Origin of the sequence: Paenibacillus sp. NPDC101420 (assembly GCF_050277435.1) — a bacterium.
In the GTDB taxonomy this organism is placed as follows: Bacteria; Bacillota; Bacilli; order Paenibacillales; family Paenibacillaceae; genus Paenibacillus_AQ.
In genome coordinates this window covers 926,418-940,056 of sequence record NZ_JBNNSE010000002.1, presented here as the reverse complement: position 1 = coordinate 940,056, position 13,639 = coordinate 926,418, and the positions used below count along the sequence as shown (strand labels likewise).

Genomic DNA, 13,639 nt, shown 5'->3' with positions numbered 1-13,639 from the left:
TGATTTTAAATTCAATTAGTGTCTCTGAAGTCCGAAAGCACGCTCCAAAAGCTAAAAATGACCATATCATGTCTTTCGGGTCCATAAGGTTCCAGAGATGTTAACAATTTTAGCGGAATGAAATCAATAATCCAAAAACAGAGCAGCAATTCGCCAATAACGGGAATCGCTGCTCTATTTAGCTTATTCTTCTGTCATCGCCTGCCGGTCTAAATTACGGTACTGCACAGCCTCCGCAAGATGCGCGGAAGTAATATCCGGTGCGCCTTCCAGATCAGCTATTGTACGGGATAGCTTAATAATTCGATCATGCGCTCGCATGCTTAAACCTAAATTCTCCAGAATGTCATACAGCAATTGGGCACCTTCACGGCTAAGACTTGCATATCTCCGAAGGGAAGCGCCGGAAAGTTCACTATTCCAAGAAATAGGCAAACGCTTAAACCGTTTAGCTTGTATCGTCTGTGCCGCCATCACCTCTGCATACATCTCAGCCGAAGATAGAACATGCCCTTGACGATCCCATTCCTTCGGGCGAGGAACATCCACCTGTAAATCAATACGATCCAATAAGGGTCCTGATATCTTTGCGCGATATTGAGCAATCCTGGCGGGGCTGCATGTACAATGTTGTTGAGAAAGATTACTCCCAAAATAACCGCAGCTACAGGGATTCATCGATGCGGCCAGCATGAATTTTGCAGGATAGGTAAAAGAAGCTCGAGCACGACTTATGGTAACAACCCCGTCTTCGAGCGGCTGGCGTAGCACTTCAAGTACATTCCGAGAGAATTCGGGCAACTCATCTAAAAAGAGAATCCCTCGATGCGCAAGACTAACTTCTCCCGGCTTTGGAATGCCTCCACCCCCAATAAGACCTGCGGCCGATATGGTATGATGCGGAGAGCGAAAAGGACGACTACGCAGTAAGCCGTTGTGGGCATCTTTTAAAGTTCCTGCTGCGCTAAATATTTTGGTTACCTCTAGTGCCTCACTCTCAGACAATTTCGGAAGGATGCTTGGAAGGCGTTTAATCAGCATCGTCTTCCCTGTACCGGGTGGACCGATGAGCAATGTATTATGCATACCCGCTGCCGCAATGGTTAGGGCTCTTTTTACATGTTGTTGCCCTAGCACATCACTGTAATCATCCAGCATCTCGTTCATTGCATATGAGGAGTCCTCAGAAGTACCGTAAACTGGGGTATATTTAAGATGTTCCAAAGAAAGGACAAGAACCGGAGGTCGGTCATTAGTATCTATCCCCTTGGTCACAGTTACAGGAAAAGGAAGAGATGATAAAGAAGGCATATCTTCGGAAACTCCCCCATTCCTTCGATTCTGTTCGTCTTCCCCTTTTATACCCTTAGCTGAATTGGACGGTGATTCTTCCGGGTTCGGTAATGTGCACAAATGGTCGATTGCGTATATATTTATACCACTGATCAAAGCTGCCTCAGCAGCATTCCCTTCAGGAAGCATTACAGCCTTAAATCCATTTTTGCGCGCAGCTTCCACCATTGGTAGAACACCTGATACTGGACGCAGACTACCATCAAGCGCAAGCTCTCCAATAAAAAGCACCTCATTGGCTGAGGGCATTATCAGTTGACCACTAGTTATCAGTATCCCCAGGGCAATCGCAAGGTCAAAGGCAGAGCCTTCTTTGCGTAAGTCGGCTGGTGCTAGATTTATCGTAATGCGCTGCTGGGGATAACGATAACCACAGTTCTTAATAGCGGCTCTTACTCGTTCTACTGCCTCACGAATCGCAGAATCAGGCAGACCAATGATATTCGTCTGTGGCAATCCATTCGCAAGATCAATTTCTACACCTATCATTACCCCTTCAATTCCATACAGACATGCACTATGCATTTTTCCATACATAAAAACACCTCATCTCCTGAAATACACCCCTGTTTGGGTGTCACATCTTCAAGAAAAAAGGTGCTTCCTTATTTTCCGGTAATAAATTTGCTATTATATCTCATTATATATAGGAAATCTTTGCGTAATCAAGAATTATTAATAAACATCAGATTGCATAAATACGCATAAATAATCACATAGACCCACATTAACCTTCTTCGCTAACTATGACAGAGTCCCTAATCTGTTCAAAAGTCAACGGTTTATAGTTCCAATGCTCTACACAAATGTTAAAATAATTGTTCCCTTCATATTTTTGGCCGTGAATATGACCATGCACATTTACGTAAGGCATATGTTTATTCATATACATAGGCTCATGAGAGAGAAAAAAGAAATCCTTATAAATCAGCGGATATTCACTAACCTCGTCAAAGCCTGCTTCAAGCCACCAATCCCGACCGCGTCCCCGATCATGATTGCCGAGAATTAGAATCTTATAGCCATGTAACCTCTCCACAATAGCACGTGTCGCTTCCTTATTAAGAAACGAAAAGTCTCCCAAATGAAACACTTTATCATCCGGATTTACGACCGAATTCCAACTCTCAATCATGGCTTCATTCATTTGCCCCACATCTATAAAGGGTCTGGATTCAAAATCAATAATCAACTTATGTCCAAAATGATGGTCGGATGTAAAAAAAACGTTAGCCATGTTCACCCTTCTTTCTTTTTTGATCATAGTTTGTATGATTATCTCCAGTCACGCCGCTTATGTGGTCGTTTTTTATTATCGCTCTGGATCAGTTCAGCTAGAGGGGGAGTCTCTTCATTCTCAATGAGCCAGCCACGCATCTCTTTAATCGCTTCCACCTGTCCATTTCCTTTATCACGCCATGTAAGAAGCTCTATGACTTTTATAACAAGCGCTAAGAGACTGCTATTGCTGTTTTGTGATTTATCAGCACGGATTTTTTGAAATAGCGCCTCATTTTTCCAATCGATTAATATTTCCTCAGCTATAGTGGGCCGCATAACCGTGAAGTTCTTATTGCAATTTGCACAACAGACAACGGATACTGGCTCTGCGGTAAATTTCACTTCAATCTTCTGCTGGCAATATTGGCAAGCAAAACTAACCTGCATTTCAAAAGGTTTATTCTTCACTTAAACAGCCCTCCTCATGATGACATTAAAAAGTTACTCTAATGTTTACCCATTTCTTTTGAGAAATGACCCACTGTGCGGAGGCTATGTAAAGACTTTTTTCATAAGAATGCTAGTGCCCATAATGAATGGCGTGAGAATATGGGGTGCAGCTTAAAAAGCCTCACGTATATGCCCCAAAGAAGCAATGCTTAAATCTTCATTCAGTAAAATGCTAATGACGTCAAAAGTTACTCTTCGATCATCATAACCTTTCATATGCAAATAAACCTGTGCTGTATTTCGCACTTGATGTATTTTTCGTGTATTCACAGATTCCTCCGGAGTCCCTTGATATAGCTCTCCACTACGACTGCGAACTTCAACAATAATAATACAGCCTTCGTTCTCCGCAATAATATCAAGTTCTCCGGTTCGACAACGCCAATTTCGTTCTAAGATCTTGTACCCACAAGTAGATAAGTACTGCACAGCCCCGTCTTCAGCAGCGGCTCCCTTTTGTTTGCGGTTGTAGCGTTCTCTTGTGTATGGCTCTTTCATTCCGGTCTCCGTTCACCGGCGGAACGGTCGCTCTGATACACAAAGCTGAGGATTTCAGCCACTAGCTGATAAAGTTCAGATGGAATCTGTTGATCTAGATCGAGCTTTGAAAGAACTTCTACGAGAGCTGCGTCCTCTTGGACAGCAACCCCACTCTCTTTAGCTTTTTGCAGAATCAGATCCGCTATCGCCCCTTGTCCTTTGGCAACAACGACAGGTGCCTCGCTTTGTCCTGGGCTATATTTGAGAGCGACCGCTTTTTTGAGCCCTTGTGAAATTGGAGGTACAGGCTCATTCTCGTTCATATACGGTAATCCACTCCTTTATAAGCATCAGGAACATAATCAACAAGCTTACTATGGGGATTGGCAAGTTCTGTAGATAGCTTTAGTTCTGGTAAAGATTCAGTTCTTAATCCCGACAACTGATAACCAATAGATTCTACTGCCGTTTTAATGTCATCACGCCGCTGTTCCAACAGCTCAAGCACCCAAGGATGATCATTATGCAGCTTAAGACTAACGATTCGATCAACAACCTGCACATCAACCAGCGTCTGGCCGAGCTGCTTCATATCCAAATCAAACCAGAGCCTGCAATTGGCAGCATCTAATTCACCCTTGCGTCCCCGACGCGACTGAATATGAACGGAAGCTGTCTCCTGCCCATCTGGACCTTGCAGCGGCAAGAACAAAGTTACTTGCGCGAAAGGAGCCGTTCGATCTGTATTGAGCAGCAGCTGTTGTCCTGTCAGCTGCTGCACTAGTCCGCTCGCGGCTTCTTTTACCGCGGGCGGCACCTCGCTGCTGCTCATGATCTGCAGCAGCACGCCCTTTAAGGTGTCGGTGGCTTGTTCGCCTCCGACACCCGCACTGCCAAGCGCGGCCGTACCTGTCGCCGCGCGGGCCGTCTCAGCGGCGGCTACTGCGACGCCGCGCACCGCCTGCTGCTCGTGCTCCGCACCGAGCAGCTTCAGCACCCGCCCCACCCACGACTCCGCGTCCGCGGGTGGGGCGGTGTCTGGCTGCACCGGCGAAGCCGTCGCAGCCGGGGCCTCCCCGCGCGGCGCAGCAGCCGCGGGGGCAGGGCTTGCTCCCGCCGCGTCAGCAGGCGGGAGCATGGCGAGCTGCGGCAAGCTCCCGCGCAGCTCGGTGAGCACGCCCTGCAGCTTCGCAAGCAGGGCGGGACCACTTGCTGCGTGGGGTGCCGCACCAGCAGCAGTTCCTTCGGCGCTCACACTCGCGCCACCCGGCATAGCCCCGCTCTTATCCATCGAGGCAGCCCGGCTCTTATCTGCCTGTATAGCACTATCCAATGCCCCATCCTTATTCAAATTCAAGGCATTACCTTGAATCTCAACTTCACTGGAACGGATAGGATTATTCACCGCAATATCAGCTTGAGTGCTTAAAGCACTATTTAGAACGCCGGATGTCATGGCAGGTGTTGATTTACCTGCCATAGGTTCTGTAACAATACCACCCTTCGAGATCTGAGCTCCTTCACCTGTCTCATCAACTACAACTGGCTTGCCAGTTTCAATCCCCGTTTCATTATCAGAAGCTATATTAAGAGTCACCTTGACTGGCGCACCTTGTTCAACCGGTTTCAGAGCACCTTCAGCTGCTCCTTCCGAAAGAGCGGTACTTCCGCTAGCGATAGTGCCTTCAGCAGTTTTAGTTGTAGCTTGTCCATTTCCTTTAGCTGCCAATTGTACAGAGTCAGCTTCTGTAGCGTCACCCTCTACAACACCCATATTATTTCCACTTCCAGCACCTGCAGTTACCGAAGGTTCGAGTTTTCCAGTAATTGTACCCATTCCAGCTTTAGATTCTGCGGTTATTGTTTCTTCATTAGCAATTTGTCCTGCCCATATTGTAATTTGATCTTCCAGTGCTGATAAAAGCTGATGCAGCTGTGGGCCAAATACAGCCTGCTGCAATCCTTTCACACTCTCAGCTGTAACGGGTAGTCCCCGCTTTACAGAAATGACAGCTGCATCAAGCCACTCTGAAGCAGGCACACCAGCTGGTTTTGCACTCATTACCGCATCCAGCAAAGCCGCTGTCTCTTTTGTAAGTGGAACGCCTCCTGCTTGCATCGCTAGTACGATTTCTCGACCTGCTTTGGAATCAGCTAATCCTAGCGACTCCAAAGCCTCACCCATGCTTTGGGGAGTGACTAACGCCGTTTCACCGAGGGAGACCGGCTTCAATACGGGTAATCCGCCTTCTCCGGGTGATCCAACCTGTAAATTCAAGGTTTCTCCAGGCAGTAGTGGTGTTTCTAATTCTGCACGAACAGGTGTACCTTGGATTTGCACAACCGCTTCTTTGCCTGAATCCGATACAGAGAGGACAACACCACGAACAACTTGCCCTTCTTTTAACTCTAAAGACTTCGCCGCACCCGGTTTTTGATCTCCAAGCAATCCACGGATCAATGTTCCGATATTCATACCGTTTCTCCTCCCTCCATTTTCTCTCTTCTTACTATATCGGTATTCATCCTACTTTTTTAAGCATTGCTTCTAGAATAACGTTTGCTGCTCCGCGAGAATCCGCCCAATAAAACTGCGCCGATGCATAGGTGTTGGACCTAGAGCCGTAATTTGTTCCCGGTGAAGCTTGGTCGCGTAACCTTTATGTATCGCAATCCCATAATCAGGGTATAATTCCTCCCACAGACCTTCACACAACCTGTCTCGTGTCACTTTAGCGATAATTGAAGCTGCTGCAATGGACTGACTATTAGCATCTCCTTTAATAATTGCCTGTTGTGGCAAAGGGAGGTCTACCTTTTCAGCATCGATCAGCATATAGTCAGGAGTGTGCTCTAGACTCTCAACCGCCTTTTTCATGGCCAGGCGTGAAGCTTGCTTAATATTAATCTCATCAATGACAGTAGAGTCTACATACCCCACACCCACGGCCAGCGCTTGCTCCATTATAATCTCGTATAAAGCATCTCTCTTTTTAGCTGTAAGTTTTTTGGAATCATTCACTCCATCAATAATAAGCCCCTCTGGCAAAATCACCGCTGCTGCGACGACGTCCCCAAACAAGCAACCTCTTCCTACTTCATCTACGCCTGCTATTCGGCGATAAGACTGTTCCCAGCCTTCTTTTTCATAGGCCAACATATCTAACGAACTCACTAATTTGTCACCGCCAATTATGAATTATTCTATGATCTATATAAGTCAGCTTATCATAGTAAAGCTTACATGGTCATCTTAAAATAGACGTTCCAATTTAATCCATTCCCATAAAATATCCCTAACAAGTGGGGCTTAGCTTGAGGCGTACTCAGGCACTTTGTCGAGGACCCAAAACATAAAAAAAGAGCCTCCGAAATTTCGGATGGCTCTTCCATACCTAGTCCATTAAACGCAGAATTCACACTATTTAAGGCGTTTCCAGCGTAAAGCGTCCAAGCTTACCTGCCCGTAGCTCATGCAACAAGGCCCGCGAAGCTTTTTCCAGATCTACACGTCCACCGCTGATTAGACAACCGCGTTTACGACCCACGGCTTCCATAACAGCCACGATCTCATCTGGATTCTCCAGATCCTCAGGAAGCTTCTCAATGCCAAAGCGTTCTTGAAATCTAGAGCCGTAGTCCTTCACCAAATATTTCACTGCATAAAAGGCGATGTCCTCAATATTCAGGATTTCTTCCTTTATTGCACCTGTTACCGCTAGGCGATAACCTACTTCTTGGTCCTCAAATCTCGGCCATAAAATACCTGGGGTATCCAGAAGCTCCAAGTTGCCGCCTGTCTTAATCCACTGTTGACCCTTGGTTACCCCTGGGCGGTCACCAGTAGCAGCAATACTCTTACCAGCCATCCGGTTAATGAGTGTTGATTTACCGACGTTAGGAATACCAACGATCAATGCACGCATCGCTCGCGGATTCATTCCTTTTGCAATCTGCCGGTCAATCTTCTCTTTTAGCAGCAGCTTGACTTGCTCTGGAATATCCTTTACACCTGTTCCAGTAGATGCATCAACAGGATAAGCAACATGCCCTTGTGCCTTGAAGTACGCCAGCCACTTCCGTGTAATTTCTGGATCTGCCAGATCCGCTTTGTTCAAAATAATCAATCTTGGCTTGTCCCGCAAAATATCGTCAATCATCGGATTGCGGCTGGAAAGCGGCAGACGGGAATCGAGCAATTCTATTACAACATCAATCAGCTTCAGCTTATCCTCGATTTGCCGCCTAGCCTTCGTCATATGACCAGGAAACCATTGAATGGCCATTGCCGTCACCTCCTTTGACTTCTGTCAACTTAATGGTTAATCAGTGAAATATCCTTTATCGGCCAGAAGATTAAATCTGCACGGCCTACAATATCCCCCAGAGGTACATAACCGATCATTCGGCTATCCGTACTATCCGAGCGATTATCCCCCATAACGAACACATGTCCTTCAGGTACAGTACCATCTGGGAACTCTTCATTAGGGAAATCTTTATTATTATACAGAGCGTTGATACTATGCTTTGCATCAATTGCATCTTGGATATAGGTCTCATTAACAACTTCCCCGTTAACTGTAACTACATCCCCTTCTACTTTCACAGTATCTCCAGCGACACCGATTACACGTTTAATAAAATCTCTACCCTCAGATGGCACGTGGAATACTATAACCTCGCCCCGCTGCGGAGATCTAATATCGTACAAAATCTCATTTACGATAACACGTTCACCAGTATGGAAATTAGGCTGCATGGAAGGTCCATCTACAATAAAAGGCTTGAACAAAAGCCAGCGAATCAGAAAAACCAACACTAAAGCAATCGCAATGGCCTTGACCCATTCCAAGACTTCATTTTTAGGTTTACGTGGGTTCTGCGCGCTTGATTCCAAAGTTTCACTTTGTTCCTGCTGCATAGTTCACCGTCCTCTCTTAATACTACTCTTACTATACAACACAAAAAAGCTCCTGCCAAAAACCCCTCCACAGATACTCCTTCAGGAGGCCTTTTCGGAGAAGCTGATCCCCAAGCGTATATGTCGCACGCATTGTATGCCAAGCTAAAACGCCCTCAGCGTCCTTTAAGGCGGGTAAGCGTTTATACGAGAAATATAAGAATAATGTATAACGTGAAACTGATGCTTTCTTATATTTTCATAAAATAATAAAACGAAAGGGGCTTGAATTCAAGCCCCTTTCCTTTGTCACTATTCTAGCGACGAATTTCTTTAATTCTCGCTGCTTTACCACGTAGTTCACGAAGATAATAAAGTTTAGCACGACGCACTTTACCACGACGAGCCACTTCGATTTTCTCGATTTTAGGCGAGTTGATTGGGAATGTTCTTTCCACACCAACACCGTAAGAAATTTTACGAACCGTAAAAGTCTCACTGATTCCACCGCCACGACGTTTGATTACAACGCCTTCGAACAACTGGATACGCTCACGAGTTCCCTCGATTACTTTTACATGCACCTTCAAAGTGTCACCCGGGCGAAAACTCGGGATATCTTTACGAAGTTGCTCTTGCGTAATAGCTTGTAGGATATTCATTAAGGACTTCCTCCTTCCGTACAGGTGTTCTTGCCTCTTCCGGAGAGATCTTTGCTCTCCCTCATTATCCGCAGCGGACCACCGTATTCCACACAACAGAGATAATAATACCATAAAGGACGGGCTAATACAACTTATTTTTTCTATTTAAAGCGGTAGCATATCTCTTTTTTTCGCCTTCGATTGGCAGTCTTTACATAGACCAACCACAGTTCCATTATCTTGTGCATAGAAGACTAGCTTTCCATTCTTCTTCTTACAAGAAGAGCAAGGCTGCTCCCCTGGGCTCTGTTTGGCTTTACGATGACTATCCATTGAGATTACATTGCTCTGAGTGGTACGCGGATAATTTTTTGTAGTATTTATTTTCCGTTTCCAGACTAAAAAATATACGCCTGTCAAAACTACTAAGGCAAGCAAAATGGCTACATATTTCATTTGGCTCCCTCCACCCTTCAGGATTTATTAAAGAAAGAAAGTAAAAAGACCGCCCTGTTCTGCAAGTGAGGTAACGGTCTATATCTGTATACAATGTAGCCTTAGCGCACCTATGCACTTCTATCCGAAAAAAGCGATTTCCAGTAGCTGCTGAAGGTTCTATATGAGGATTTCCGCGTCCTTTTAAATATGTACCCGTATCGTATTTATTCAGCGAGTGATCTTTCATTTATTTTAGCACAATTAAAAATCGAAGTGTAGTGAACACTTTTGAGACCTAGTCTTTGGTCCAGTATAATAACCCGCCTCCAGCCGTTTTTACAGATAAATTCCATAAGCTATACTTACAGAAGTACATAACGAAATCACATATGCCAGATCACATACACCCATATATGAGGAGGAGTTTTTTCAATGAGGAAAAGGAATAATAATAGTGTATTAGCAGCAGTAGCCGTATTATCTATCGTACTTTTGGCGGGTTGCACTGAATTACCAGGCAGACAATCTGCCAAAAATGAGGTTGAAAAGAGTATTTCTGAGGATGTGCACCAGAACATTGGTGAAGTTGTCAAGCAAGAGCTAGGAAAAGCAGCTGCAACTGTGCAGCAAGCCGTTGAGGAAACAGCAACTAAGGTAGTTGACGAAGTTAAAGCAGACAGCATTAGCAAAGAACTCTCCGTATCGCAAGCGATCGGTTCAGCATCCGTACTCAGCATGGACAATGCAGTAGGAGAAATAGAAGTTACAGCTGTTACAGGAGATCTGATCCATGTAAATGCAACGATCTCAGCCCACAATAGCTCTCTCCATGCGTCTGACCGTCAAAAGATTATGGATGATGCTGAAGTTTTAGTAGAGGTCAGTGGTGATACGTTGAAGGTGTCCACGCATTCCAAATCAAGTCCTAAGAAGGACTTATGGACATGGGCGCAAGAAAAATACGGATATTCAGATTTTAGCATAAGCTATAATATAGAGCTCCCCGCCAGCATGAATAAATATAAAATCACAAATAACGTAGGTCAAATTCGTCTTCACAATCTAGAGGGGAATTATCAAATCGTCAGCAACGTTGGAGCGATCAATATTGAAAGAGCTAAAATCACTGGCAAATCCACTGTAGAATCCGATACTGGCAGCATACGAATGGATATAGCAGGGATGAAGAATGATAGCAGCCTAAAAGCCAAAACAGAGGTCGGCAGCCTCAGTGCTGTCTTAGCCGACGGTATGAGATGCAGCTTAGAAGCTAATAGTGATCTCGGGCAAATCAAAGGTGTAGAAGGCGGAAAGACCGATATCAATGGGGGCGGCCCCTTATTGTCCCTAAGCTCAAATATAGGTGCAATTACAGTACAGTAATCAGCAGTAAACAGACCGTCCGGGATAATCGGGCGGTCTGTTTTTGGTTCCTAACGATTAGATTAATGCGATGGCTAGCAGAGTGAATAAACTTAAAGTTAAGATCTGATTTCCGGCAAAAGAATTTCCCCAAAAAGCAGAAGTATGCACAGAACCATTGTCAGTTCTTAAGTAAACATTGTATCTGTCTACATCTGTAATAACGCCTTCATGCTGTCTACCGTCTCTAGTCAGAATCCGCACCCTTCTATCCTTACAACGCAAACAATTATAATAAGCTTCCACTAGTGTACTCCTCCTTGTTCGTAATGATATAATCTATGTGTAGGAGTACAGGTCGGTAACGGCGAACTTACATAGGTCGGACTTTGGGTCAATATTTACTTTTTTCGATCCTTGTATCTTTCGTATTCCTCAAGGCTATAGATAATGTAAGACCTATCTACGGCTAGCAGTCCGCAATATCCCATCCATTCGAGGAGGCCAATCTCATGAATGTAGAAAGAAAACAGTTTATTAAAGAAGGCGTACTGCGTATCACCATTTTCGTTATTTTAGCTTCACTTACTTACACCGTTCGCAACTACGCATGGGCTGTTACTGTTCTCGTATGTGTTGCGCTGTACTCACTCCTCACAGGAGTACACAAAATCTTACGCAAAGAATAACATGTGCCTCCACGAACTTTTATAGCAAGCTAAAACGCCTACGGCGCCTTTTAAGGACGGTAAGCGTTTGTGCGAGAATTATAAGAATAAAGTATATCGTGAAACTTATACTTTCTTATAATTTCAAAAATAACCACTTTTCGCTGAGATGCTAGACCTCATTGGAAAGTGGTTATTTACAGTTTAACCGGAGTAATAGGATTCAAGCTTTGTTACCTTCTAAAAGAATAAAACCATTAGCGACAGCGAACACAAAATTCACTGTATCTAATGGTTTTATTAAGCCTAACAATCAATCCTAACATTCAATCTTATATGTTCACTCTTTAAATGGCGAATGGGCATTGCGATTTGTATAAAAATCGATAATATCATTCACGGTGCGGAGCGGCTCCGCTTCCTTGTGGACTGTGTCCACGTTAGGCTTGAATTCTTCATGCGTCTTCGTAGTCACTTCAGTTCATTCCCTTCAATAGTTAAGCTTGCTGCGTTATCAGCTGCATATATTAGTGCGGCACCTCTATTCATTACCCTAAAAAGAAGCTTTTAACGCACCAATACTCATATTATTTTGAAAACTATTATTTTATTTGTTCTCAGGTACACATAACAAAAACGCCTCCTCAACGTAAGATACGTTAAAAAGACGTCAAATATACCTGTTTCATTAAATTATCACTCCGGTTTGTCCACATTCCTTAGACGTTCCAGTGTCTTTTTGTCTTTCAATGTAAGTTCTGCAGTCTCAAGCAGGTCCGGTCTGCGTTCCAACGTGCGCAGCAGTGCCTGCTCTCTCCGCCATATGTCGATGTTAGCATGATGACCACTCAGCAAAATATCCGGTACCTTCCAGCCGCGAAACTCGGCAGGACGTGTGTAGTGTGGATATTCTAGCAGTCCAGTGCTGAACGAGTCAGATATCGCAGAGGTTTCATTTCCAAGTGCTCCTGGCTGAAGCCGGACTATGGAATCTATAACCGTCAACGCAGGCAGCTCTCCACCTGTTAGCACGTAATCACCCATTGAAAGTTCATCAGTTACCAGATGCTCACGAATCCGCTCATCATATCCCTCATAATGCCCACATATGAAGATTAGGTGCTGCTCTTGCGCCAGTTCCTCTGCAATCTTCTGATTGTAAGTTTTTCCTTGTGGGCACATAAGGATGATACGCGGCTTCACAGAGCCCACTTCATCAGATCGATTGTGATCTTCCTCGTTCGGTGTAATACCAAGCACATGCTCGACTGCATTAAAAATCGGATCAGGCTTGAGCACCATACCCCCGCCACCGCCATACGGTGTATCATCCACACTATTATGCTTATTTCCCGAGAAATCACGGAAGTTCACAGCATTTAAGGAGACGATTCCTTTTTCACGTGCTTTACCAAGAATGCTTGTGCTGAATACGCCTTCGCACATTTCCGGAAAGAGCGTAAGCACATCAATTCTCATCATGGCAATAACCCTTCCATCAAATGGACAACAATTCGTTTGGCTTCTATATCCACATTCAGGACTACATCGTTGATTACAGGAATTAGGATGTCTTGTCCTTTTGCAGGCTTAACAACCCATACGTCATTCGCACCAGGCTGTAAGATTTCTGTAATCGTACCGAGTGGTTTGTTTTCATCTTCATCCGTGTATACCTCACAACCGACGATTTGGTGGAAGTAGTATTCGTTCTCAGGGAGATCCACCAGATCATTACTCGGAACCTTCAGGAGGCTTCCTTTATATTTTTCCACTTCATTGATGTTCGTATACCCTTTGAGCTTAACGATGAACATACCCTTGTGCTCACGAGCGGACTCTACAGTTACTTCGAATTTAGAACTGCCATCTGCAGGGATCACCTGCAGCTTCTTACCTGCAGCAAAACGAACATCAGGGAAATCGGTATGGGATAGTACTTTAATCTCCCCGCGAATACCATGCGTATTCACAAGTCTGCCTACGGTTAACTCTTCTGTCATACAACCCTCTCCTTTACAAGCTTCATCTAATCTATATTTGAACAAAAAGGAGCCGGG

General features: G+C 44.7%; 17 protein-coding genes. 2 read left to right on the top strand and 15 right to left on the bottom strand.

Annotated features, from left to right (window positions below; all coding sequences use genetic code 11):
- Positions 1-183: 183 nt before the first annotated feature.
- The 11 genes from ACQKMP_RS13085 to ACQKMP_RS13035 all read right to left on the bottom strand — a co-directional run bounded on the left by ACQKMP_RS13085 (position 184) and on the right by ACQKMP_RS13035 (position 9,567).
- Positions 184-1,890, bottom strand: coding sequence for a YifB family Mg chelatase-like AAA ATPase (locus ACQKMP_RS13085; RefSeq protein WP_427469535.1), 1,707 nt, complete (start codon positions 1,888-1,890; stop codon positions 184-186).
- A 190-nt stretch (positions 1,891-2,080) separates the two neighbouring features.
- A complete protein-coding gene (locus ACQKMP_RS13080; protein ID WP_042189461.1) occupies positions 2,081-2,590 on the bottom strand; it encodes a metallophosphoesterase in 510 nt (169 codons plus the stop codon).
- 38 nt (positions 2,591-2,628) lie between these two features.
- A complete protein-coding gene (locus ACQKMP_RS13075) occupies positions 2,629-3,042 on the bottom strand; it encodes a hypothetical protein (protein WP_156113146.1) in 414 nt (137 codons plus the stop codon).
- Between the two features lie 153 nt (positions 3,043-3,195).
- Positions 3,196-3,582, bottom strand: a complete 387-nt coding sequence (locus ACQKMP_RS13070) for a YraN family protein (RefSeq protein WP_042189462.1) — start codon at positions 3,580-3,582, stop codon at positions 3,196-3,198.
- Positions 3,579-3,887 (bottom strand): EscU/YscU/HrcU family type III secretion system export apparatus switch protein, encoded by a 309-nt coding sequence (locus ACQKMP_RS13065; RefSeq protein WP_042128964.1) that lies wholly within the window; start codon positions 3,885-3,887, stop codon positions 3,579-3,581. Before ACQKMP_RS13065 ends, ACQKMP_RS13070 begins: the two co-directional genes overlap by 4 nt.
- Positions 3,884-6,040, bottom strand: a complete 2,157-nt coding sequence (locus tag ACQKMP_RS13060) for a DNA ligase (protein ID WP_427469534.1) — start codon at positions 6,038-6,040, stop codon at positions 3,884-3,886. The genes ACQKMP_RS13065 and ACQKMP_RS13060 overlap by 4 nt, the downstream gene beginning before the upstream one ends.
- 72 nt (positions 6,041-6,112) lie before the next feature.
- On the bottom strand, positions 6,113-6,724 hold the full coding sequence (locus ACQKMP_RS13055) for a ribonuclease HII (protein ID WP_042189464.1): 612 nt from the start codon (positions 6,722-6,724) through the stop codon (positions 6,113-6,115).
- 265 nt (positions 6,725-6,989) lie between these two features.
- Positions 6,990-7,850, bottom strand: coding sequence for a ribosome biogenesis GTPase YlqF (ylqF, locus tag ACQKMP_RS13050; protein ID WP_042189465.1), 861 nt, complete (start codon positions 7,848-7,850; stop codon positions 6,990-6,992).
- A gap of 29 nt (positions 7,851-7,879) precedes the next feature.
- Complete coding sequence (lepB, locus tag ACQKMP_RS13045; RefSeq protein WP_042189466.1) at positions 7,880-8,488, bottom strand: signal peptidase I; 609 nt, start codon at positions 8,486-8,488, stop codon at positions 7,880-7,882.
- 296 nt (positions 8,489-8,784) lie between these two features.
- The gene (gene rplS, locus ACQKMP_RS13040; protein ID WP_042128973.1) at positions 8,785-9,129 is read right to left on the bottom strand and encodes a 50S ribosomal protein L19; all 345 of its coding nucleotides are present in this window, start codon (positions 9,127-9,129) and stop codon (positions 8,785-8,787) included.
- Positions 9,130-9,276: 147 nt separating this feature from the next.
- Entirely contained in the window at positions 9,277-9,567 is a 291-nt protein-coding gene (locus ACQKMP_RS13035; RefSeq protein ID WP_042189467.1) for a hypothetical protein, read from the bottom strand.
- A gap of 414 nt (positions 9,568-9,981) precedes the next feature.
- Between ACQKMP_RS13035 and ACQKMP_RS13030 the strand changes: the two genes are divergently transcribed.
- Complete coding sequence (locus ACQKMP_RS13030; protein ID WP_427469533.1) at positions 9,982-10,932, top strand: hypothetical protein; 951 nt, start codon at positions 9,982-9,984, stop codon at positions 10,930-10,932.
- Positions 10,933-10,989: 57 nt separating this feature from the next.
- Here the strand turns inward: ACQKMP_RS13030 and ACQKMP_RS13025 are convergent, their stop codons facing one another.
- Positions 10,990-11,217 (bottom strand): hypothetical protein, encoded by a 228-nt coding sequence (locus ACQKMP_RS13025; protein ID WP_042189469.1) that lies wholly within the window; start codon positions 11,215-11,217, stop codon positions 10,990-10,992.
- A 206-nt stretch (positions 11,218-11,423) separates the two neighbouring features.
- Between ACQKMP_RS13025 and ACQKMP_RS13020 the strand changes: the two genes are divergently transcribed.
- On the top strand, positions 11,424-11,600 hold the full coding sequence (locus ACQKMP_RS13020) for a hypothetical protein (protein WP_156113147.1): 177 nt from the start codon (positions 11,424-11,426) through the stop codon (positions 11,598-11,600).
- 319 nt (positions 11,601-11,919) lie between these two features.
- Here the strand turns inward: ACQKMP_RS13020 and ACQKMP_RS13015 are convergent, their stop codons facing one another.
- The 3 genes from ACQKMP_RS13015 to rimM all read right to left on the bottom strand — a co-directional run bounded on the left by ACQKMP_RS13015 (position 11,920) and on the right by rimM (position 13,582).
- Positions 11,920-12,054 (bottom strand): hypothetical protein, encoded by a 135-nt coding sequence (locus ACQKMP_RS13015; RefSeq protein ID WP_427469532.1) that lies wholly within the window; start codon positions 12,052-12,054, stop codon positions 11,920-11,922.
- 221 nt (positions 12,055-12,275) lie between these two features.
- The gene (trmD, locus tag ACQKMP_RS13010) at positions 12,276-13,058 is read right to left on the bottom strand and encodes a tRNA (guanosine(37)-N1)-methyltransferase TrmD (protein ID WP_042194150.1); all 783 of its coding nucleotides are present in this window, start codon (positions 13,056-13,058) and stop codon (positions 12,276-12,278) included.
- The gene (gene rimM / locus ACQKMP_RS13005) at positions 13,058-13,582 is read right to left on the bottom strand and encodes a ribosome maturation factor RimM (RefSeq protein ID WP_076299254.1); all 525 of its coding nucleotides are present in this window, start codon (positions 13,580-13,582) and stop codon (positions 13,058-13,060) included. Before rimM ends, trmD begins: the two co-directional genes overlap by 1 nt.
- Between the last annotated feature and the right edge of the window lie 57 nt (positions 13,583-13,639).